The organism is Caulobacter sp. 05L422, assembly GCF_056397765.1.
Genome location: NZ_JBFTOB010000025.1, coordinates 47,095 through 61,890 on the forward strand (window position 1 = coordinate 47,095; position 14,796 = coordinate 61,890).

12 protein-coding genes are annotated in these 14,796 nt (G+C 70.4%); 8 read left to right on the top strand and 4 right to left on the bottom strand.

Going from position 1 to position 14,796, the window contains the following annotated elements; all coding sequences use genetic code 11:
* Positions 1-10 precede the first annotated feature (10 nt).
* Positions 11-673, bottom strand: coding sequence for a hypothetical protein (locus tag AC1DMQ_RS21540; protein ID WP_477035582.1), 663 nt, complete (start codon positions 671-673; stop codon positions 11-13).
* Between the two features lie 18 nt (positions 674-691).
* Positions 692-922, bottom strand: coding sequence for a hypothetical protein (locus AC1DMQ_RS21545; RefSeq protein ID WP_477035583.1), 231 nt, complete (start codon positions 920-922; stop codon positions 692-694).
* A gap of 83 nt (positions 923-1,005) precedes the next feature.
* On the opposite strand from AC1DMQ_RS21545, the gene AC1DMQ_RS21550 reads away from it, so the two are divergent.
* The 7 genes from AC1DMQ_RS21550 to AC1DMQ_RS21580 all read left to right on the top strand — a co-directional run bounded on the left by AC1DMQ_RS21550 (position 1,006) and on the right by AC1DMQ_RS21580 (position 6,436).
* On the top strand, positions 1,006-2,100 hold the full coding sequence (locus AC1DMQ_RS21550; RefSeq protein WP_477035584.1) for a sensor histidine kinase: 1,095 nt from the start codon (positions 1,006-1,008) through the stop codon (positions 2,098-2,100).
* Positions 2,097-2,750 (top strand): response regulator transcription factor, encoded by a 654-nt coding sequence (locus AC1DMQ_RS21555; RefSeq protein ID WP_477035585.1) that lies wholly within the window; start codon positions 2,097-2,099, stop codon positions 2,748-2,750. Before AC1DMQ_RS21550 ends, AC1DMQ_RS21555 begins: the two co-directional genes overlap by 4 nt.
* Entirely contained in the window at positions 2,747-3,742 is a 996-nt protein-coding gene (locus AC1DMQ_RS21560; RefSeq protein WP_477035586.1) for a FliM/FliN family flagellar motor switch protein, read from the top strand. The genes AC1DMQ_RS21555 and AC1DMQ_RS21560 overlap by 4 nt, the downstream gene beginning before the upstream one ends.
* A 6-nt stretch (positions 3,743-3,748) precedes the next feature.
* Positions 3,749-4,411, top strand: a complete 663-nt coding sequence (sctR, locus tag AC1DMQ_RS21565; protein WP_477035587.1) for a type III secretion system export apparatus subunit SctR — start codon at positions 3,749-3,751, stop codon at positions 4,409-4,411.
* Between the two features lie 10 nt (positions 4,412-4,421).
* Positions 4,422-4,694: a type III secretion system export apparatus subunit SctS gene (sctS, locus tag AC1DMQ_RS21570; protein WP_477035588.1), complete on the top strand. Its 273-nt coding sequence runs from the start codon at positions 4,422-4,424 to the stop codon at positions 4,692-4,694.
* Positions 4,694-5,503, top strand: coding sequence for a type III secretion system export apparatus subunit SctT (gene sctT / locus AC1DMQ_RS21575; protein ID WP_477035589.1), 810 nt, complete (start codon positions 4,694-4,696; stop codon positions 5,501-5,503). Before sctS ends, sctT begins: the two co-directional genes overlap by 1 nt.
* Positions 5,504-5,620: 117 nt before the next feature.
* Positions 5,621-6,436 carry a DUF1521 domain-containing protein gene (locus AC1DMQ_RS21580; protein WP_477035590.1) on the top strand — a complete coding sequence of 272 codons (816 nt, stop codon included), beginning with the start codon at positions 5,621-5,623 and terminating at the stop codon, positions 6,434-6,436.
* 72 nt (positions 6,437-6,508) lie between these two features.
* Here the strand turns inward: AC1DMQ_RS21580 and AC1DMQ_RS21585 are convergent, their stop codons facing one another.
* Complete coding sequence (locus AC1DMQ_RS21585; protein WP_477035591.1) at positions 6,509-6,988, bottom strand: hypothetical protein; 480 nt, start codon at positions 6,986-6,988, stop codon at positions 6,509-6,511.
* Between the two features lie 29 nt (positions 6,989-7,017).
* Positions 7,018-8,568: a hypothetical protein gene (locus AC1DMQ_RS21590; protein ID WP_477035592.1), complete on the bottom strand. Its 1,551-nt coding sequence runs from the start codon at positions 8,566-8,568 to the stop codon at positions 7,018-7,020.
* A gap of 294 nt (positions 8,569-8,862) precedes the next feature.
* On the opposite strand from AC1DMQ_RS21590, the gene AC1DMQ_RS21595 reads away from it, so the two are divergent.
* Positions 8,863-14,781: an autotransporter outer membrane beta-barrel domain-containing protein gene (locus tag AC1DMQ_RS21595; RefSeq protein WP_477035593.1), complete on the top strand. Its 5,919-nt coding sequence runs from the start codon at positions 8,863-8,865 to the stop codon at positions 14,779-14,781.
* The last annotated feature ends 15 nt before the right edge of the window (positions 14,782-14,796 follow it).

Here is a 14,796-nt window from a genome sequence, read left to right on the forward strand (position 1 = left end):
CCGGACGCGGTCAGCGGAGCGGGAGACCCCAGCGCGCGGCGCCCCGGTCGGCCTCGGCCGCGCGGGCCACGGCGCGGGCCACCTCGGCCGGTGTGTCCCCGGCCGCCCAGCGCTCGGCCAGGGTCTCGATCAGCCGGCGGGTCTGAGCGTTGTGCAGCCCTTCGGTCGGATCCCCGGCGTCGGCCCTCAGCTTGTCAACATACAAGGCCGCCGCGCGGGGCGAGGCCGAGATCAGGTCGATCAGATAGGTCGCGGCGGTCTCGAAGGCCTCGCCGCTCAGGGCCTCGTCACTGACGTCGCGCACCAGCCAGACGCACAGAAATTCCAGCGGTCCGACGTTGCGGCTATTGGTGCGCAGCGGACCGTCCAGGCCGCCCAGCCCCGCGAAGCCGCCCGCGCCCCAGGCCGGCAGCCGCGTCGAGGGCAGGCGCGCGGTCATCAGGGCCTGGGCCAGGGCGTCGGCGACCAGCGCCTTGACCGCCTGGTCGCCGAAATGGTCGACGGCGGCCAGCAGCTTGGCGAAGCCGGGATACAGCGCCTCGCCCAGGTCCAGGCAGACGCGCTCAAGCACGTCGACCCGGCCGTCGAGAGTGGATTGAGCCTGCAGTCCCTCGACCAGGGCCTGGGCGGCGCCGAACCAGTCCGGTTCGGCCTTGAGGATGCGTTCGGCCATGACGCCGGAAGGCTAGCCTCAGCCGAAGCCGTTGTCGCGGGTGTCGGTGAGGTGATCGCTGACCGCGCGGGCCGTGCTGTCCAGATCGCGATGGCTGGAGGAGAGGCTCAAGGCCCCGTCCTGCCGCGAGAAGGCCGAGAAGTCGCCGAACGCCTGGCCCTGACGACCGGCGGCGGACGGCGAGGCGCTGTCCAGGCCCCGGGCCCAGACGCCGGAGACGGCGTTGGCGTCGATGCGGATCGTGGACATGGCGGACTCCTTCACGCTCTGGATACGACTGACAACGCCCGGGCGCTATTCGGGTTTTCCCTAGCGAGACCAAACGTCGCGCCATGGATCGCTTTAGGGCCCCGGCCATGAGGGCCCTGCGCCTGCACGCGCCGGACCTGGATCCGGCCGAGGCCGCCTTCGCCGCCCTGGACCTGGCGGTCGGGGCGTTCGAGAGCGCGCCGCCACGCCTGGTCTGGCGCACCGACGCCTTCGCCCGACTGATGCCCGACCTCGCGCCGGGAGACCTGGCGCCGCCCGCCCTGGACGCCGCGCTCGGAGCGGCAAAGCGCGGCGAAACCGCGCCGCTCGCGCTGGACGGTGGCGAGGCCGTGCTGGAGGCTCGGCCGGGGCGAAGCGCCGACGGCCGGCTGTATCTGAAGCTCTCCGACGCCGCCGAGCGCCAGGAGGCCGAGGCCCGCCGTTTGGCCGACCGCGAGCGCTTGTTGCTGACCTCGCGGGTGATGTCGGTGGGCGAGATGGCGACCATGATCGCCCACGAGCTGAACCAGCCGATCGGCTCGATCGCCAACATCGTGCGCGGCCTCAAGGCCCGACTGTCGCGCGACGCCCTGACCGTGACCGACGGCGTCGAAGCCCTGGACAAGGCCGCCGACCAGGCGCTGTACGCCTCGGGCGTCATCCAGCGCATGCGGTCGTTCGTCGAGCAGCGCCAGCCCCAGGTCGAGCCGCTGGACCTGCCCCGCCTGGCTCGCGCCACCCTGGACCTGCTGGACTGGGAGATCGCCCGCGACCGGGTTTCGGCCCAAGCCCTGTTCGACGACGACCTGCCGCCGGTGCTGGGCGACGCGGTGATGATCCAGCAGGTGCTGGTCAACCTGGCCCGCAACGGCCTGGACGCCATGCGCGGCGAACCCCAGCCCCGCCGCTTGACCATCGCCGGTCGCCGCATGGGGGGCTCAACGCGGATGGTCGAGCTGACGGTGGCCGACACCGGCCCCGGCGTTTCGGACGAGGCTGCCGGCCGGATGTTCTCGCCGTTCTTCTCGACCAAGCCGGGCGGCGTGGGCGTGGGCCTGGGGATCTGTCGTTCGATCATCGAACTGCATCGCGGACGCCTTTGGCACACCCGCGAGCAAGGGGGGGGAAGCCTGTTCCACATCGCGCTGCCGACGGCGCGCCAGGAGGATGAACCATGACCCCCGCTCAAGACGCCGCGTCGCGTTCGGAGCCGCCCCGCAGCCTCGGCGCGGTCTGCCTGGTCGACGACCACGGCGAGTTCCGCCAGTCGGCCGCCTGGTGGCTGGAGAGCCTGGGCTACGCGGTGACGACCTATGACGACCCGCAGGCCTTCCTCGACGCCGGCGATCCGCCGACCGACGCCTGCCTGCTGTTCGACGTGCGGATGCCGACCATGTCGGGCCTGGAGCTGCTGGACGCGGTCAAGGCGCGCGGCTGCGAGCGGCCGGTGATCTTCATGACCGGCCACGCCGACGTGCCGCTGGCGGTGGAGGCGATGAAGAAGGGCGCGATCACCTTCCTGGAGAAGCCGTTCCAGGAGGCGGCGCTGGAGGAAGCCCTCGGCCTGGCCTTCGCCCGCCTGCATCCGGCCACGACGCCCGGCCAGGACCTCTACGCCCGCCGGGTCGCCAGCCTGACCGAGCGGGAGCGCGAGGTGATGGCCCTGGTGGTCGCCGGCAAGGTCAACAAGATCATCGCCTACGAGCTGGGCATCAGTCCCAAGACCGTCGAGCTGCACCGCTCGCGGATCATGACCAAGATGGAGGCCGCCAGCCTGACCGAGCTGGTCCGGATGGCCATCACCGGCACGACGGACGGCGACGCATGACCGACGTGCTCGACGCCGAACCCCTGGTGCGGGGCCTGGAGACCTTCGACGCCGCCGAGGTCGCGGCCCGCAACCGCGCCCTGGCCGTGCTCTCCGCCCTCCCCTTTTCCGGCCTGAAGATCGCCGCCAGCCTGACGCTGCCGCCGACCGGTCCCTGGATCTTGTTCGGCGCCGAGACCGACGCGCCGCGCCTGGCGATCGTCGACCTGGACGGCGCACCGTTCGTTCCCGAGGACGACGCCGCCCTGCTCGTGGCGCTGGACCGCCTGGAGCCGGTGCTGGCGGCGATCGAGACGACCACCGGCCTTGGCCTCGAACCGAGCGACATCTCCCGCCAGTCACCAGACACCGGCGTCGCCATCGCCTTGGACCTGACGCGCGACGCCGAGGCGGCGTCGACCCGTATCGTCTTCCATGTCGCCCTCACCGCGCCCGCCGCCTGGCCGTTGCCGGCGATCGACCTGTCTGCCGACGGCGCCCACCAGGCCGTGCCGATCCCCGGACGGCTGGTGCTGGACGCCGCCGTGGTGGCCGCCGCCCGGGTCGCCGCCCTGCGGATCGGCGACATCGTGCTCACGGCCTGGGGTCCCCGCCAGCCGGGCGACGCCCGCCTGATCCTGCCCGATCGCCGCCTGACCGGCCGGTTCGATCCCGCCGACCGCCGCTTCACCGTCATCACCCTCGAGGAGAGCGCCATGCCCGCGCCGCCCATGGACGCCGCCGTGCAACCGGCCGAGACCGCCGCCCCCGACACGTCTCCCATCGCGCCCGCCGACCTGCCCGTCGCCCTGAAAGTGATGCTGGGCGAGGCCAGCCTTCCGCTGTCGGAACTGACCGGCCTGCGCCCCGGCTCGACCGTCGTGCTGGGTGGGTCGGCGCGCGACACCGCCGCCGTCCTGCTGGCCGGGGACCACCCCATCGCCACGGGACGACTGGTGGCCGTGGGCGAGGCCTACGGCGTGCTGATCGAACAACTGGCGAAGGGAGCCTGACCCCGGATGGACCTGTCGTCGTTCACCCCCGGCTCGGCCCTCATCACCGTCATCCTGCTGGCCCTGGCGCCGTTCGTGGCGGTGATGGTCACCTCGTTCACGAAGATCGTCGTCACCCTCAGCCTGCTGCGCAACGCGCTGGGCCTGCAGCAGGTGCCGCCCAACATCGTGCTCAACGGCCTGGCCCTGATCCTGACCCTGTACGTGATGTACCCGGTCGGCCAGCAGATGGCCGCGGCCAACCAGGGCGTGAAGCCGGTCGCCGCGGTCAGCAGCGACACCCAGGCGCTGTTCACCTATGCCGACAAGGCCAAGGAGCCCCTGCGCGCCTTCCTGATGAAGCATTCGACGCCCCGCGAGCGCGCCTTCTTCCTGAAGACCGCCCAACGCATCAACGGCCCGGAAAAGGCCCGCACGATGACCCAGCGCGACTTCATCGTGGTGGTGCCGGCCTTCACCGTCTCGGAGCTGGCGGCCGCCTTCCAGATCGGCTTCCTGATCTTCCTGCCGTTCCTGATCATCGACCTGGTGGTGTCCAACATCCTGCTGGCGATGGGGATGATGATGCTGTCGCCGACGACGGTGTCCCTGCCCTTCAAGCTGCTGCTGTTCGTGCTGATCGACGGCTGGGTGAAGCTCGCCCACGGCCTGGTCCTGTCCTACACGTGAGGTCCCTCCCATGATGAACTCCCAGGCCATCGAGCTGGTGAACCAGGCGCTGTGGATGGTGCTGATGCTGTCGGCGCCGCCGATCATCGCCGCCTCGGTGGTCGGCGTGGCGGTGGCCATCGTCCAGTCGGCCACCCAGCTGCAGGAGCAGACCCTGCAGTACGCCGCCAAGTTCTTCGCCATCGTTCTGACGATCTTCCTGACCGCCAGCCTGCTGGGCGGCACGCTCTACCGGTTCGGCGACCGGGTGTTCACCGAGTTCCCGGCCATGGTCCGCCGCTGATGCCGGAAACGGCGCCGGACTGGCTGAGCGCGATCTTCGCCAACACCATGGTGCTGGCGGTCGGCGCGACACGGATCGCCGCGGCCTTCATGCTGCTGCCCCTGCTGTCGCCCGAGACCGTGCCGCCGTTGGTGCGCAACTCGATCTTCCTGGCCTTCGGGCTGATCGTCGTCACCCTGCAGCCGCACATCGCCCAGAGCGACCTGCCGACGGTCCAATGGATCCTGATCTTCGGCAAGGAGGCGCTGATCGGCGTGGTGATCGGCTTCTTCTTCGGGACCATGTTGTGGGCGTTCGAGGCAGCGGGCCAGATCATCGACGCCAAGGTCGGAGCGACCATGGCCCAGATCGTCGATCCGCTGAGCGGCCACCAGACCTCGCTGAACGGCGAGTTCCTGGCCCGGCTGGCCAACTTCGTTTTCATGTTCTCGGGCGGGTTGCTGCTGCTGGTCGGCACGATCCTCGACAGCTACGCGATCTGGCCGATCGGCAGCCTGACGCCGGTGCTGTCCTTGCGCAGCCTGTCGCTGTTCGAGGGCGAGTTCTCGCGGCTGATGGTGCTGGCGGTGATGCTGGCCACGCCCGCCCTGGCCATCCTCTATCTGGTCGACGGCGGCCTTGGACTGATCAACCGCTATGCGCCGCAACTGAACGTCTTCGCGTTGGGCCTGGCCATCAAGTCGTGGATCGCCACGGCCGTGATCCTGGCGATGCTGACGGGCCTGGTCCAGCTGCTGCTGAACGAGATCGGCGCGCGACCCTCGACCATTCTGCAGGTGCTGAAGGCGATGTCGGGAAAGCCGCTCTAGCCCACGCTAGGGAATACCCTGATGGGGTACGCCCCAGCTAGCGGGACCGTCGCGCAAGGCGCCAACTGTCCATCGAGGTCGCAGGACGCGGCCAGCTCGATGGACAGGGGTTGAAGGATGACCAACATCAACACGGCCTGGACGACCGCCGTGAACACCGGCTTGCTGACGGGGATCGGGGCCTCGATGGGCCAGGGCCTGCAAGCGTTCGGCGCCATGCAGTTCACGCTGGGCCTGATGACAGGCGGGTTCTTCCAGGCGGCGCCAAGCCAGCCGAAGTTCACCGCCGCCATGCCCGAAAGCGGCAAGGCCGAGATCGACCTGGGCGACGGCAACACGCTGTCGATCAACGAGGCCAGCTCCGAGATCGTCGTCCGCGACGCCGACGGCAACGCCACGCGCATCTGGGGCGACCCCCATGTGAACTACAACGGCAAGCACGTCGGCGACTTCTGGGGCACGACCACCTTCGTGCTCGAGAACGGGACGAAAATCACGATCAACACCGAGAAGTCGACCTGGAACGACATGACCTACGCCGAGCAGGTCGTCGTGACGCGCGGCGACCAGGCCCTGGTCGTCGACGGCGTCAGCGAACTGACCAAGGGCGACCTGAAGGTCTCGCTGGGCGGCAACGGCTATGCGCTGGACGCGGCCCATGACGACGGCCTGGTGATCAACGAGAACGACGCGGCCGGCAGCGGCTGGGACAGCTCGATCACCGGCGCCGCCGTCGGCCAGGCCGATTTCAACCTGACCAAGCCGGGAAACGAAGGCCTTCGCGAGGCGCTGGAGACCTTCAACGCCTCGCTCGGCCTGATGCTGACCGGGTGGCTGATGGGCAGTCTGGTCAAGGCCGACGCGGACATCTCGACGAGCGTCGCCGCCAAGCGCTTCGCCGCGCTGCCGCAGTTGGATGCGACGCGCTTCTGAACCCTCGCGCCGCGCGTTCGACGATCCCGGATCCGCCCCATCGGATCCGGGATTTTCGCGTCTGAACTCCGTCTAGTCGGCGTTGGTGCGCACCACGACCGGCAAGCCCGCCGGCGGCGCGCCCAGGGCGGGACCCGGCTCGACCCCGGCGACCATGAACCGGTGCTCGCCGGACTTGTAGCCGAACGACCAGTACCGGCCGGCCAAGGCGGACCTAGCGGGCGGGGCCAGGGCGGGGTCGGCCACCCAGCCGCTTTCGGCGGCGGCCTTCCGGTAGTAGGTCGCGATCGCCTCGCGCCCCAGGTCGGCGGGCGCGCGATAGACCTTGGTGCTGACATTGGGGGCGCGCCAGATCTCCGGCTCGGCGGCCAGGCCCGTCTCCAGCACGCGGTCATAGTCGCCGGCCGAGGCCTGGCTGAGCGGCAGCGTGCGGGCGTCGACGAACCCCGGCGGCGGCGCGGGGGTGCGAACCGCCGGCGCCTGGCCGCAAGCGGCCAGGCCCAGGGTCGTCATCGCCAGCAACGGCGCGAGCAAGGCGGTCGATCGGGTCATCGGCTCTCGACGGCGACGAACCGCCGGCGTCAGGGCTTGGCCTGCCGCACGACGGTGTCCAGGGCGGTGTTGTAGGCGCTCTTGGAATTGCTGCCCACCGCCTCCTCGCCGGTCTTGGGATCGGTGGGCACGGCGGCCAGGTCCAGCGCCTTGCCGGCGGCCGAGGGATCGTCCTGGATCGCCTTGAGCGCCGCGTTCGTGCCGATGGTCACCCATTCCTTGGCCACGGCGGCGGCCGTGCCCACGCCCTTGCCGCCGATCCCCGACTTGTCGACCAGGGTCAGGCCGCTCTTCAGCACGGCGGTCAGCAGCTCCGCCTGCTCCTTGCGATCGGTGGTGATCGAGGCGGCGGCGGCCTGCACGCCGCCGACATAGTGGCCCAGGGCCGCGGCGTTCTCGTAGCGGTCGACCTTGGTCCCGTCGGGCAGGGTCACCTGGGCGGTGGCCTCGAACCGGTTGATCGGGTTCTCGTTCTTGGCGCCGCCCACCTGCAGCTGCTGCATCATGTCGGCCAGGGGCTCGGTCTGCTTGTCGTTCAGCATCTGCTTGGCGTAGGTGGCGAAGGCGGTGCCGTCGCGGGTCTCGGCGTTGAACGACAGCTCGCGCATCACGCCCGACACGTCGCTCTTGAGCACCGTCGTCAGACCCTCGGCCATGGTCCGGGTCGCCGCGTCGCGGTCCATGACGCTGACGCCAAGCAGCAGGTTCTGCTGCGGGACGCTCTTGAGCACCGCCGAGCCCTCGGCGAACAGCCGCGCCTTGAAGTCGGCGTCGGTCGATTGGGCCCCGGCCTCGAGGATCGCCTTGTAGGTCGAGGTGTCCAGCGTGGTGCTGTTGCTGTGCGCCCCGCCGCCCATCGTGACGGTCGTGGTGTCCATCTCCTCGCGATGGATCGAGGCCGCCAGAACCCCGTTCAGTTGCTCGGGGCAGAGCGCCTTGAGCGCCTGCTCGGCGACGGCCGGATTGCCCTTCAGGCTGGCCAGCACCTGGCCCACTGCCGCGGCCTCTGCGTCGCCGTGGCTGGTGACCCGGATCGAGCCGCCCAGGGTGAACGGGCTGGTGGTGTCGGCGGCATGGTCGAGAGTCGAGCCCGCCTGGGCCTTGACGTAGTCCAGCTTGGCGTCCGCCGTGGCGTGGGTGGCGATGGCCTTGCCCAGGGCCTCGACGTCGGCCTTGCCGTGATAGTCGCCGCCGGCCTTGGCGAAGGCGTCGGACAGCGACTTCAGCTCGGCCCCGCCCAGGTCCTTGGCCATCTCGGCGAAGAAGTCGCGCTTCTCGTCCGCCGACAGGCCGCCCAGGTCGAACGTCTTGCCGTCGTTGATCTCGGAGGCCAGCTTGTCCAGCATGCCGTCCTTGGCCAGCTCGCTGATCGCCACGCGGGCGTTGGTCGCGTCCAGTCCAGTCAGGGCGCCGACGGCGTTCTTCACGTCGCCGTTGGTGATCGGGTTGAAGAAGCCGCTTTCCATCGACTTGTGGACGGCGTCGACGGCGTCCTTCGCGGGCTGCGTCGAAGGCGGGGCCGCCGGCGGCGCCGGAGGGGGCGACTGGCGGATCGTGGTCGAGCCGGCGGCGTCGAGCATGGTGAAACTCCCGGGCGGGCCGCCGACCTCGGCGGCGCCCGCAATTTCCTCGCTGACCGCGGAACGCGCCAGTTAGGGAAATCCCTAGCGCGTCCATTTTGGAGGCGCATCGCCGGCGCGGCCTCCACCTGACGTAGACGCACATCTACAGGTTTAGCGTGCACGGTTCTGGGCAATCGGCCCGATTGAGGCCTGGGCGCTTCGGATCAAGAAAGGACAGCGGGAAACGGGAGACGCCCAATGTCCCCATCGGCTGAGCCCGAGCTAGGTCCACGCCGGCGAGGTCGCCTCGAAATGATGGCGGCGCGAGCTCGCGGTCTGGATCGCCTGTTCGCGACCAGCTCGATCCTGGCCCTCGCCATGGCGACGACGACACCCGCCCACGCACGGCAGGACCTCGGCGCCCCCGCCCCGATCATCACCTCGGCGACCGGGGCCTACGGCCTGTCGGCGCCTGACGCCGCGTCCGTCGTCACCTCGTCGGCCGATTCCATCTACACCGGGGTGAAGACCAACGCCTCCGGCGTGCCCGTCCAGGCCAACGGGAGCCCCGCGACCAATCCCAGCCAGTATGTGAGCTCCGGCGCCACCGACGCCCATGGCGTCTACGCCCTGAGCGGCGGCCAGGTCTGGCTGAACGTCAATCCGAGCACCGGAGCGACCACCGGAACCGGCCTAGTCACGACCCTCGGGGCCACCAGCGACGGCCTGCGGGCCGACGGCGCCGGTTCGAAGATCACCGCCGCCGGCGAGACGGTGAAGATCAGCGGAGAAAGTTCGCTCGGCGTCTCCGCCCTCAACGGCGGCGCGATCATTCTGGCCAACGCGTCGGTGACCAGTTCGGGAAGGGACGCCAGCGGCCTGGCCGCCAGCGGCGCAGGTTCGACGATCTCGGCGACCCAGGTCACGGTCCTGGGCACGAACTTCGGTTCCTATGGCGTCGCGGCGATCGACGGCGGCGCGATCACCTTGGTCGGCGGATCGGTCAACTCGGTCAGCAGCGCTCTACGCGTCGCCTCGAACGGCGCGATCACCACCACCAATGTCAGCCTGACGGCGACCGGCGGCAACGCGATCGGCGTGCTCGCCGATCACGGCGTGATCAATCTGCGAGGCGACAGCGTCCAGGCCACCGTCGGCTCGGCGGACCACGGTCTGCACGCCAGCGGCGGCGGCGCGATCCACGCCGTCAACGCCCGCATCACGGCGGGGGGCGACGGCCTTCGGGTCGTCGGCGGATCCAGCGCCTCGTTCGAGGGCGGCGTCATCGTCAGCACCGGCGCCGGCGTCCGAGCCGATGCCTCGACGGCTCAGGTCACCAACTCCAGCATCACCACGCTGGGCGCGAACGCCTCGGGCGCCGAGGCCCTGAACGGCGGGCGGGTGGACCTCGATCCGACCACCATCATCACCTCCGGAACCGGAGCGTACGGGCTCTACGCCAGCGACGCCGCCTCGGTGGTCACCTCGTCGGGGGACTCGATCTATACGGGCGTCAAGGTCGGAACCAATCCGGCCCAGCCGACGACCTTCGGCAAGCCCGTCACGGCGTCGGGCGCCCTGGCGACCAGTCCCGCCCAGTACGTGACCTCCGGAGCCACGGGCGCGCACGGCGCCTTCGCGCTCTCCGGCGGCAAGATCTGGCTCAATGTCGACGACATCACGGGGCCGACGGGCGACAGCGGCCTGATCCGCCTGTTGGGGACCCAGAGCGACGGTGTCCGCGGCGAAGGCCAAGGCTCCCTGGTCACCGCCGCCAACGAGACGATCCAGGTCGACGGCGCTCAGTCCAACGGCCTTCATGCGCTGGCTCAAGGCGTGATCGACGGCGGCGCGCTGGCGATCAATCTCAACGCCGCGACGACGACGGGCGTCCTGGCCGAGTCGGCGGGCGTGGTGACTCTGACCGGCGGCACGATCCGCACGGCCTCGACCACCACGGCGCTGACCAACGGCCAGGCGGGGCTGATCGCCATCGGGGCCGGCAGCCGCGTCACGTTCGACAGCGGGACATTGACGCTGGGACCGACCACCGGAACCCTTTCCTTCAGCAATCTGCTGGCGGTACGCGCCGAAGGCGGCGGCGGGATTTCGCTGACCGACAGCGCCGTCAGTGTCCGGGGCGGGCTTTCGGGAACCTCGAACAACGGCCTGCTCGCGGTCGGGCCAGGGAGCGAAATCACGGTCCTGCGGGGATCGCTGAGCACGCAGACGCGCAATTCCACCGCCGCGCGGGCCGAGGGCGGCGCGTCGATCACCTTCGACGGGACGACGATCAGCACCGTCCAGACGGCCGCGGGGCTGCGGGGCTTGGTCGCGACCGGCGCCGGCAGCCGGATCGTCGCGACGGGCGGCTCGCTCACCCTGGGCCTGGGGACCACGACCGGCTCGGACATGGTGGCGGTCGAGGCGCGTGACGGCGGGACGGCGTCGTTGACGGACGTCGTCGTCACGGTCGCCGGCGGCGTGAACGGAACTCTCAATTACGGACTGTCGGCCGACGGCGCCGGCAGCCGCATCGATGTCGTCGGCGGCGAGATCAGCACCGCCTCGCGCGGCGCCTTCGGCGTGAGGGCCACGGACAATGGCGTTGTCGCGCTTTCGGGCGGAACGCGGATCACGACAACCGGTGTGCAGGTTTCGGGGGGCACGATCGGCAGCCATGCGCTGATCGCCAGCGGGACAGGCAGCCAGATCACCGGCACCGGCATCTTAGCCAGCGCGTCGGGGACCTACGGGAGCGCCGCCCGCGCCGAGCTCGGCGGCAGGATCGACCTAGTCGGAACGAGTCTCTCCACCACGGGGGCCGGGGCCACGGCCGACCCCTCGGCGCCGGCCCGTGTCGTCAGCGGCGGCCAACTGACGATGAGCGGGGCCGGCAGCAGCATCACCGCGAGCGGCCAGTTCGGCCACGGTCTGTCAGTCCAGGACGCCGGCTCCCTGGCCGACATCCGCGACACGGTGTTTTCGGTGACCGGCAACCGCGCGTTCGCCGTGAACGTGATCCTCGGCGGCGAGGCGCGGTTTCGCGACAGCACGATCGTGGGGCCCGCGGCGGTCAACGTCGAGGGCGCGGGCTCGCTCGCCACCCTCACGGACACCAGTGTCCGCGGGACGGCGGGACCGGGTTACGGCGTCCGGTCCGCGGCGGGAGCGGACGTCACCGTCACAGGCGGCTCGATCACCACGGAGCTGCGGGACTCGCCGGGCCTGACCGCCGGAAACGCCACGATCACCGCGACCAATGTCGCCATCGTCACCCTGGGCACCGACAACGCCATAGGCGCGCTGGCCGACCTGGGCTCGACGATCACCTTGCAGGGCGGTTCGGTCGAGACGCATGGGGATTCGGTCCGCCTGTCGTCGTATCCTCACGGACTGACGGCGCGTAACCCCGGCGGTCTGCTGATCGCCAACGCCACCAGTGTGGACACCTATGGCATAGCCGGGATGGGCGCGGTCTCCGACGACGGCGGTTCGCTACGGCTGACCGACAACGTCATCCATACGCGGGGCCTCTCTTCGCTGGGGCTCTACGCCACGGTCGAACAGCCCGGGCCGCAGTTCGCCGCCGACGTCACAGGCTCTGGCCTGACCGTGACCACCGAAGGCGACTACGCCTACGGGGCCCAGGCCCAGCAGCATTTCCTCGAAGCGCCCGCGACCGTGAACCTCAAGACCACCGCGATCACCACCTCGGGGTCGCACGCGGTGGGGCTGCGCGCCCTGTCGGCCGGGACGGTGGTGGCCGAACGCACGACGGTCACGACCTCCGGAGACCTGGCGCATGGCGTCCTGGCCCGTAGTGCGCCGAGCTCGGTAACCCTGCGCGACCGAAGCCGGATCACGACCAGCGGCGCCAACGCGCACGGCCTGGTGGCCGAGAACGGCGGACGGGTGGACTCGTTCGGCTCGACCGTCTCCGTGACCGGGACCGGGGCCTCGGCCCTGTTCGTGCTGGGCGAGACCGAGCCGTCGACGGCGAACCTGAGCGACGGCGTGCTGGTGAACGTCTCGGGCCCCACGATCGCCGTCGCCGGGGCGGGCTCGATCAGCCTGACCGACATGGCCGTCAGCGGCGGCGGCGAATGGCTGCGCGTCGCCACGATCGACGACTTCGCGCCGATCACCGGCGCCGAACCGCCGATCACCGGGCCGGTCGACACGCCCGAAGACACCACGCCCATCGACCCCTTGCCCGATGAACCGCCACCCGACGAGCCGCTCGCGCTCTCGGCCCTCGCCGCCGCGCCGGCCGCCGTCGCGGGCGCGGCGACGATCGTGGTTCGCAATTCCGTGCTCGACGGATCGGCCTACACCGCGCCGGGCAGCGTCTCGAACGTGACGCTCGCCGCCGACACCACCTGGAACATGAGCGGCTCCTCGAACCTGACCAACCTCGTCAACGACGCCAGTTCGGTGCTGTTCGGCGCGCCGACGGGCGACGTGACCCAGTTGGCGGACTACCTGACCCTGACGATCGTCAACTACACCGGCGTCGCCGGGCTGATCGGGCTCAACACCTATCTGGGCGTCGACGGTTCGCCGTCCGACAGGGTGGTTGTCGACAGCGGGGCCGGCACGGGGACATCGCTCCTGCGGATCACCCGGTCGGGCGGGCTGGGCGCGGTGACGGAGGCCGACGGCATCCTGCTGGTCGACGCCAGGAGCGGTGCGACCACGGCGGCGGACCTGTTCACCCTGACCGGGCCGGTGGTGGCCGGGCCCTACGAGTATCGCCTGCACCGCGGAGGTTTCGAGGGGGGCGCGCCGGACTCTTGGTTCCTGCGCTCGACCGTCAACTGCACGAGGGTCGCCAATCCGCCGCCGTCCTGCCGCGCCCCGACACCCACGCCAACTCCGACGCCGACGCCGACGCCGACGCCGACGCCAACTCCAACTCCAACTCCAACTCCAACTCCAACTCCAACTCCGACGCCGACGCCGACACCCACGCCAACTCCAACTCCAACTCCAACTCCAACACCGACGCCGACGCCGACGCCGACGCCGACTCCAACACCCGCGCCAACACCCACGCCAACTCCAACGCCAACTCCAACGCCAACACCCACGCCGACGCCGACGCCGACGCCGACGCCGACACCCACGCCAACGCCAACTCCGACGCCGACGCCGACGCCAACTCCGACACCGACACCGACACCGACACCAACCCCGACGCCGACTCCGACCCCGACGCCAGTGCATCCGGTCGAAATCCGGTCGGAGGTCTCGCTCTACGCCGCCCTGCCGGCGCTGGCGCAGCTCTATGGCCGGGCGGCGATCGACACCCTGCATGAGCGGGTCGGCGAGGAGGAGCAGTTGCGCGGCCGCCAGCAGCCGGACGACGACGAGACTCTGAACGGCGCCTGGGGGCGGATCATGGCCATCGGCGGCCGCCGCGACGGCGACAGCCAGGGGATCTACGGCGATCGCGGGCCGCGCATGGACTATCAGCTCTACGCCTTCCAGGTCGGCGCCGACCTCTACCGGCGCGAGGACGAGGACGGCGTGCGCGACCATGCCGGCGTCTACGGCGCGATGGGCCAGGCCAAGGGCAAGGTGCGCAACTGGGACGGCCGGGTCGCCGGCCACGACCGGGTCGACGCCTGGTCGCTGGGCGCCTACTGGACACGCTTCTGGGAAAAGGGCGCCTATCTGGACGGGGTGGTCCAGTTCAGTTGGTTCGACGCCAAGGCCCAGTCGGTGCGGCTGCCCGAACTGAAGGGCACGGCCAAGGCCCTGGCGCTGTCGCTGGAAGGCGGCAAGCCGTTCCACCAGAAGCACGACTGGATCGTCGAGCCGCAGGGGCAGCTGATCTACCAGCACTTCCACGGCGGCAAGGGACGCGACGAAGGCGGGCCCCTGCGGTTCGACCAGACCGACAGCCTGGTCGGCCGCCTGGGCGTCCGCGTCGCCCGGACCTGGAGCCGGAAGACCGACAGCGGCGAGACCCGGCTGACCACCGGCTGGGGCCGGCTGAACCTGTGGCACGAGTTCCTCGACCAGCCCAGGACCACCTTCCAGACCGAGGAAGGCGACGTCTCGTTCCTGGCCGACACCGGCAAGAACTGGCTGGAGCTCAACGGCGGCCTCACCCGTCAGATGTCGGAACGCTCGGTGATCTACCTAAACGCCGCCTATCAGTGGGATCTCGATGGCCAAGGACACGCCTATTCCGGCAAGCTGGGGGTCCGGTTCAACTGGTGACCGGTCGGGCGGAGG

Coding starts and splice junctions, on each gene's coding strand:
- sctS (WP_477035588.1), top strand. CDS start 4,422: ATGATGAACTCCCAGGCCATCGAGCTGGTGAACCAGGCGCTGTGGATG.
- AC1DMQ_RS21585 (WP_477035591.1), bottom strand. CDS start 6,988: ATGACCCGATCGACCGCCTTGCTCGCGCCGTTGCTGGCGATGACGACC.
- AC1DMQ_RS21540 (WP_477035582.1), bottom strand. CDS start 673: ATGGCCGAACGCATCCTCAAGGCCGAACCGGACTGGTTCGGCGCCGCC.
- AC1DMQ_RS21550 (WP_477035584.1), top strand. CDS start 1,006: ATGGATCGCTTTAGGGCCCCGGCCATGAGGGCCCTGCGCCTGCACGCG.
- AC1DMQ_RS21545 (WP_477035583.1), bottom strand. CDS start 922: ATGTCCACGATCCGCATCGACGCCAACGCCGTCTCCGGCGTCTGGGCC.
- AC1DMQ_RS21555 (WP_477035585.1), top strand. CDS start 2,097: ATGACCCCCGCTCAAGACGCCGCGTCGCGTTCGGAGCCGCCCCGCAGC.
- sctT (WP_477035589.1), top strand. CDS start 4,694: ATGCCGGAAACGGCGCCGGACTGGCTGAGCGCGATCTTCGCCAACACC.
- AC1DMQ_RS21580 (WP_477035590.1), top strand. CDS start 5,621: ATGACCAACATCAACACGGCCTGGACGACCGCCGTGAACACCGGCTTG.
- AC1DMQ_RS21590 (WP_477035592.1), bottom strand. CDS start 8,568: ATGCTCGACGCCGCCGGCTCGACCACGATCCGCCAGTCGCCCCCTCCG.
- sctR (WP_477035587.1), top strand. CDS start 3,749: ATGGACCTGTCGTCGTTCACCCCCGGCTCGGCCCTCATCACCGTCATC.
- AC1DMQ_RS21560 (WP_477035586.1), top strand. CDS start 2,747: ATGACCGACGTGCTCGACGCCGAACCCCTGGTGCGGGGCCTGGAGACC.
- AC1DMQ_RS21595 (WP_477035593.1), top strand. CDS start 8,863: ATGATGGCGGCGCGAGCTCGCGGTCTGGATCGCCTGTTCGCGACCAGC.